Consider the following 5,932-nt stretch of genomic DNA (forward strand, 5'->3'; position numbering starts at 1 on the left):
TTTTATTTTGAATTTTAATTCCATATGATAGAGGTTCATCAATAGACTTACTTATCTATGAAAAAGGTAAATTGCTCGTGCGTACTACAGAACTTGTCGACGGTTTTCGACAGTCTACTCCTTATGTGAATGCTCACCGTGGTAAAACATTTGTTGTTATGCTTGGCGGGGAGGCTGTTGATCAACCAGGCTACCGCAGTATCATAAATGATGTTGCCCTACTGACCAGTCTGGGCATTAAAATAGTATTGGTATTTGGGGCAAGGCCTCAGTTTGATAGCGCACTGGCAAACGCAGGTATACACAGTGAGTTTCACAATCAGATCCGAGTAACCGACAGCGATTCTTTGCAAATTATTAAACAAGTGAGCGGCGCTATGCAGTTAGATATTACGGCAATGTTGTCAATGTCGCTCAGTAGCACCCCAATGTCAGGCACTTCTCTTAATGTTGTCAGCGGTAACTTTGTGATTGCCCAGCCCATAGGGATCGATGAGGGCGTTGATTATCACCACTCTGGTCGCGTGCGTCGCATCGATGTTGAGGGGATCCGTCATCAGTTGGATAATAACAGTATCGTATTGTTAGGTCCCATATCGGCATCGGTGACGGGGGAGAGCTTTAACCTCACTGCTGAAGAGATAGCAACGCAGGTCGCTTTGCGACTAGATGCCGATAAAATGCTCGGATTTTGTCATGAAGCAGGTATTTTAGACGAACATGGCGAAGCCATCGCTGAGTTAATGCCCAATGAGGGGGAGCAGCTATTGGCCAAAGAACATGGCAACTTGCCATGCAAAAGTGCCGCCGTGTTTTTACATGCGGCAATTGAAGCATGTCGAGGTGGTGTACATCGCTGTCACCTTGTTAGCTATCGAGAGGATGGGGCGTTGCTTCAGGAGCTATTTTCGCTCGATGGTATAGGTACACAAATTGCCCCTCAAAGCTCTGAGCAACTGCGCAGCGCGTCTATTTCTGATATTAACGGCGTACTGAACTTAATTCGGCCATTAGAGGAGCAAGGCTACTTGGTGAGGCGATCTCGTGAGCAGTTGGAAATGGAAATTGAGCAGTTTACGGTGATAGAGCGAGATGGGTTGATCATCGCATGTGCTGCTCTATACCCTTTTGTAGAAGAGCAGGTAGGAGAGTTTGCGAGTTTGGCTGTCCACCCACAATATAGAGATGCGGATCGAGGTAGCTTTTTACTGCGCACAGTAATCAATAAGGCGCGCCGCAAAGGTTATAAAGCCTTGTTTGCATTGACTACACGTAGTATTCACTGGTTCTTTGAGCAGGGGTTTGACTGTGCGAGCATCGAAGATTTACCTGCGAAGAAGAAGTCACTTTATAATTATCAAAGGCGTTCAAAAATTTTGAAGCTTGATTTAACGCGTTTGCCAAAAAATAGAGAAAGAATATAAAATGGGGCCATATAGGCCCCATTTTTCATGGTTTGATAAAAAGTGTTTATTGTTCAATAAACATCTCTTCCATTTTAAGGCCCGTTAGCTTTTTCAATGAATTAATTAAGTAGTAAAGTGCGACAAAGAAAATCACCATCGTAGGCAGCACAATCACGGGATAGCTCAACGCAGTCATTCGGCCCAATTCGTTATTATAGGCTTCAGTACCCGCAGGACTGACAACAATCATTTTTGCCAGCACATAGTTCAGTACAGAAGACAAGAAGAATGAGCCTGCCAAAATGTTTGATGCAATGATTTGTACTTTAGGTAGTTTATCTAAATTTCCCTTTTCTTTTAACGCAGAGTCAATCTTTGGGATATCCATGACATTTTCATTAAACAGCATGGTTTTCAATAAAGGGTACTTGGTATATTGACTAACAACGATAGCAACACCAATCACACCTGGGATCAGCGCTTCTTTGATGGCAATATATTTGGCATCAAGCTCGAGTAAACTGATACCGCCAGTTAATAACACAGAGACAATCCCTAGGCCTGAGATAAAGTTAAACTTACCTGTTTTTTTACGTTCCCATAAACCAAAACCTATCGGAAATGCCAGAGCGACGATCACGCCTAAAGAAGGGCCCAAATGCTCTTCACCGGAAAATCGAGTCAAGATCACGACTGGTAGAATGATGTTAAAAAGCATCTGGCTAAAAAAGCCAGAGGGTTTATTGTCGGGCTCAGCCATTGTTACCTCAAAAATAAATGCAATAATGACCATGAGTGTACGGCAAGAGACACCTGTGCGGCAATCCTTATATGGGGTCGCGGTGTTTTTGTATCGCGTAAAGTTTTCATAGAGCAGCGGACGTGGCTTATGGCTGGTGTACAGATTGCGAGATATAATGCGCGCTATACCTGTCGAGCATAGACGATGCTCAGTAGACTTTAAAGTAAACAGTATTAAGAGAGTGAGTAGCATGATCAACGATCGCGATGAGATAACCAATCTTGATGAATTAGAAACATTTTTGCTGTTGGTAGAAAGTGGTGGCTTGGGGTTAGAAAACGTGGAAGGTGTCGCCTTGGCAACTCATAACAGTAATGGTCGTCCATTTGTCGCTGTGCTTGATGACAAGCACCAACTGTTATTAGGACGTTGGGTGACGCAAGAGGTGTTTGAAAATGGCAAAGACCTAGTGAGAATGGGTCCTAAAAAACGTCATTAAGCGTCATCTCAAGGATGAAAAGTACTAAATGATGAGGGGGGAGTTCCCCCTCATTAAATTAAAAATGGTCTCAAGTACTGTATGAGCCCATGCACATCTGAACTAAAGCGCTAAAGATGCGCTAAACGCTAGCACGTTATGTGGCTGTCGTGCAGAGAAGATGTGCGCGTTTACTGACCTGTTGTCGACGCGCTCCTTATTATTCTTTTGGACTAAATTAATAACCCTCAGTAAATCACTATCGCTATCAAGCGGTGAAGGTAGCTGGCTTAAATTTTCAGCTAATCAGTACTGATATTTGATGATGGCAGCTTGGGCGTGGGTGGAATAAATATGTGTTTTGAAAAATGAGAGTAAGCACTGCTGCTACCTGTGTGAACTCAGACATATAGACATTAATTCCGCTGAATAATTGAGCGGCCCAACTAAAAATTTTCTCAATTAAGTAAAAATTGATTAGAATACCGCCATTGTACCTTGCAAAAGTACAGTTTCTTATAAATTTTTTAATACTAAGGAGGTTAAGTGTCAGCTACTGATACAGCAAAAATGAATGGTGGAGGGGTGATCTCATTCATTGAAAAAGCAGGTAAAAAAATTCCAGATCCCATTATTATCTTCATGTGGTTTATTGTTGGTGCATTTGCGCTGACGGCTTTGATCGGTGGGTTAACATTCGAAACCCAAGGTGCTGATGGCAGCCCAATCACACATACCATTAAAAATATGACCGACGCTGAACATGTCGTTTGGTTTTTTGATAATGCATTACTGCAAAATTGGCTAGGCTTTGGTAACGGTATCCTAGGAGTGATCCTTATTGTGATGCTAGGCGTGGGGGTTGCAGAAAGCTCAGGGCTGTTTAATGCGATTATCAAAAAACTAGGTACTCGTCTAAAAGACACTTATTTAGCGCCGGCTTTGATTTTTTTGGGGATCATGAGTTCCATTGCAACTGACGCGGGGTACTTAATTTTAATTCCGTTGGCTGGTTTGCTATATGCGGGGCTGGGCAAAAATCCATTGATAGGGATGGCAGCTGCATTTGCCGGTGTGTCAGCAGGCTTTAGTGCTAACTTGATCCCAGCTACGCCGGTTGATGTGATCATCGGTTTAAATGCGCAAATCTTTGCGGAGTCTCAAGGTGTGCCATTTGAATCCTCTACAGGTGAGGCACTTACGCCAGCTACTATGCATTATTACTTCATTTTTGTTTCTACATTTATGTTGGTTGGCATCGGCGCATGGGTTACGAAAAAGTTTGTTGAACCAAGGTTTAAAAATGTCCCTTATGAGTTACCTGAAGGGATGGATCTATCAAACTTTGCTGTAACAGAAGAAGAGAAAAAAGGGTTAAGAGCGGCGTTTTGGGGCTTGTTGTTATCGCTTGGGCTTGTGGTTGCACTTGCTTTAGGGCCATTGGCACCATATGAAACGGCTTCAGGTAAAGTTGTCACACCTTATTTGAACAATGTCATCCTATTGATCACCTTAGTTTTTACCATTGTTGGTGCCGCGTTTGGTGTGGCAACAGGTAAATTCAAGAGCTTGATGGATGTTGTGCAAGCGATGATCGCGCAAATGAACACCATGGGCTATATCCTAGTGCTGACATTCTTTTGTTATAACTTTTTGGGTATTTTAGGGTATTCAGGTTTAGGCACTTATATTACCTATATTGGTGCAAGTGGCTTATCAGCACTTGGCTTACAAGAGTTCCCAATCCTTCTTATTATTGGCTTTGTGATCACCACGGGTCTGATCAACTTATTTGTTGGTGGGTTAACGTCTAAATGGATGTTACTTGGTCCCATCTTCGTTCCAATGTTGTATCAAGTAAACCCAGCGATGACGCCTGATCTGGTTGCTGCGGCTTACCGTGTTGCAGACTCCTCAACGAATATTATTACACCTATGATGACTTATGCTGGGGTGATTTTAGCCTTCATGCGTAAGTACAAGCCTGATTTGAGCTTTGGTGACGTGATCATGATGATGGTTCCTTATTCAGTGGCGTTTTTACTGTTTTGGACATCATTATTAGTTGGTTTCTTTGCATTTAATATCCCGCTAGGTTTCTAACTCTTTCTATTTCCAGTGCAGTGGCACCGCTACTGCACTGCTTTTCAATATAAATACTGATTTTTCTTATTTTAAGATGGTTAATCAGCTAGACATTAATTAATCTAAATTTGTAAGTGGTAATGATTTGCGTTAGCATTTGCTCATGTTTAAGTTTAGGTATTTGATATGAGAAAAGAACGGCCAACTAATTTGGCGATACAGACAATGGCGCTACCTATTACAGCCTATGCGTCTATTTTGCATCGCGTCAGTGGTGTCATTGTATGGGCTGCTTTGGTTGTTTTATTGCCACTATTAATTTTTGCAATTCAATCGCAAGATAACTTCAATACGTTATCAGTCTTGTTCACTGAGAACTTTCTTGTACAGTTTATTGTGTGGGGACTGCTTACGGCACTGGGCTACTATTGCTTAGGTACTGTGAAGCATATCATTCAAGAGTTTGGTTACTTTGAAGAGCTGGCAAGTGGCTGCATGATTTCCCGTGTCGCTATTGGTCTTGGCATTGTATTGAGTGTTGGAATTGGAGTGTGGATATGGCTATAACTGGAATTGCGCGCTCAGGGACTAAACAGTGGGTATTGCAGCGCTTTAGTAATGCTTTAATTGTTTTATATACGTTGATTTTGATAGGGCTTTTGGTAAATCAACCAATTACCGATCATCAAAGTTTGCTGGCTTTTATTGAGCCTATTTGGTTCAAAGTTGCAACCACGTTATGTGTCATTATTTTTGCTTTGAATGGCATACTAGCTGGATGGCAAATTGCGGGTGACTATGTGAAAAGTGCAGGTGTATATAAGCTATTTAATACGCTTTGCGTTGTATTGAGTTTCACTATTATTGTTACTGGCATTAAGCTACTTTGGCTTTAAGCCTTAGTGAGAGTGCTCTTCTTCTAGTGAGAAGAGCAAATCTAATGCCGGTAATAACACACTGACGGCTAATAAAGCGGCGCACAATGCCCATGCATAATTGAGTTCGGTATGGGTTTTTATCAGCCCTGATACACAGGTGCTGAGCCAAAAAGTATTGATTAGCATAATGCTAAAGTTAGGCTTTAATGGTTTTGCACAGTATTTACAGGTCAATGGCTCTCGATTAAGCAATGCCAGTCTATCACTCAGCTTGAGCGGCTTGTTGCAACATGGGCAAGTTCGAGTAGCAAAATCTTTAATCATACGCGTAGACTTGAATGAT

General features: G+C 42.0%; 7 protein-coding genes. 5 read left to right on the plus strand and 2 right to left on the minus strand.

Annotated elements, in window-relative coordinates:
• The first annotated feature begins 77 nt into the window (after nucleotides 1-77).
• The gene (gene argA / locus N473_RS20890; protein WP_063369615.1) at nucleotides 78-1,424 is read left to right on the plus strand and encodes an amino-acid N-acetyltransferase; all 1,347 of its coding nucleotides are present in this window, start codon (nucleotides 78-80) and stop codon (nucleotides 1,422-1,424) included.
• 46 nt (nucleotides 1,425-1,470) lie between these two features.
• Here argA and N473_RS20895 read toward each other — a convergent pair whose 3' ends face one another.
• Nucleotides 1,471-2,166, minus strand: coding sequence for a VC0807 family protein (locus N473_RS20895; RefSeq protein WP_063369619.1), 696 nt, complete (start codon nucleotides 2,164-2,166; stop codon nucleotides 1,471-1,473).
• Between the two features lie 232 nt (nucleotides 2,167-2,398).
• Here N473_RS20895 and N473_RS20900 point away from each other — a divergent pair, with 232 nt between their 5' ends.
• From N473_RS20900 to sdhD, 4 genes are all read left to right on the plus strand, one after another.
• Nucleotides 2,399-2,647, plus strand: coding sequence for a hypothetical protein (locus N473_RS20900; RefSeq protein ID WP_063369616.1), 249 nt, complete (start codon nucleotides 2,399-2,401; stop codon nucleotides 2,645-2,647).
• 525 nt (nucleotides 2,648-3,172) lie between these two features.
• Nucleotides 3,173-4,729 carry an AbgT family transporter gene (locus tag N473_RS20905; RefSeq protein ID WP_231099614.1) on the plus strand — a complete coding sequence of 519 codons (1,557 nt, stop codon included), beginning with the start codon at nucleotides 3,173-3,175 and terminating at the stop codon, nucleotides 4,727-4,729.
• Nucleotides 4,730-4,897: 168 nt separating this feature from the next.
• Complete coding sequence (gene sdhC / locus N473_RS20910; protein WP_063369617.1) at nucleotides 4,898-5,278, plus strand: succinate dehydrogenase, cytochrome b556 subunit; 381 nt, start codon at nucleotides 4,898-4,900, stop codon at nucleotides 5,276-5,278.
• Nucleotides 5,269-5,607: a succinate dehydrogenase, hydrophobic membrane anchor protein gene (sdhD, locus tag N473_RS20915; protein WP_063369618.1), complete on the plus strand. Its 339-nt coding sequence runs from the start codon at nucleotides 5,269-5,271 to the stop codon at nucleotides 5,605-5,607. Before sdhC ends, sdhD begins: the two co-directional genes overlap by 10 nt.
• Before the next feature lie 3 nt (nucleotides 5,608-5,610).
• Here sdhD and N473_RS20920 read toward each other — a convergent pair.
• Nucleotides 5,611-5,932 (minus strand): hypothetical protein (locus N473_RS20920; protein ID WP_231098118.1); only part of this gene is annotated, 322 nt, incomplete at its 5' end.

This window comes from Pseudoalteromonas luteoviolacea CPMOR-1, from assembly GCF_001625685.1.
Lineage (GTDB): Bacteria > Pseudomonadota > Gammaproteobacteria > Enterobacterales > Alteromonadaceae > Pseudoalteromonas > Pseudoalteromonas luteoviolacea_K.

Coding starts and splice junctions, on each gene's coding strand:
- sdhC (WP_063369617.1), top strand. CDS start 4,898: ATGAGAAAAGAACGGCCAACTAATTTGGCGATACAGACAATGGCGCTA.
- N473_RS20895 (WP_063369619.1), bottom strand. CDS start 2,166: ATGGCTGAGCCCGACAATAAACCCTCTGGCTTTTTTAGCCAGATGCTT.
- N473_RS20900 (WP_063369616.1), top strand. CDS start 2,399: ATGATCAACGATCGCGATGAGATAACCAATCTTGATGAATTAGAAACA.
- sdhD (WP_063369618.1), top strand. CDS start 5,269: ATGGCTATAACTGGAATTGCGCGCTCAGGGACTAAACAGTGGGTATTG.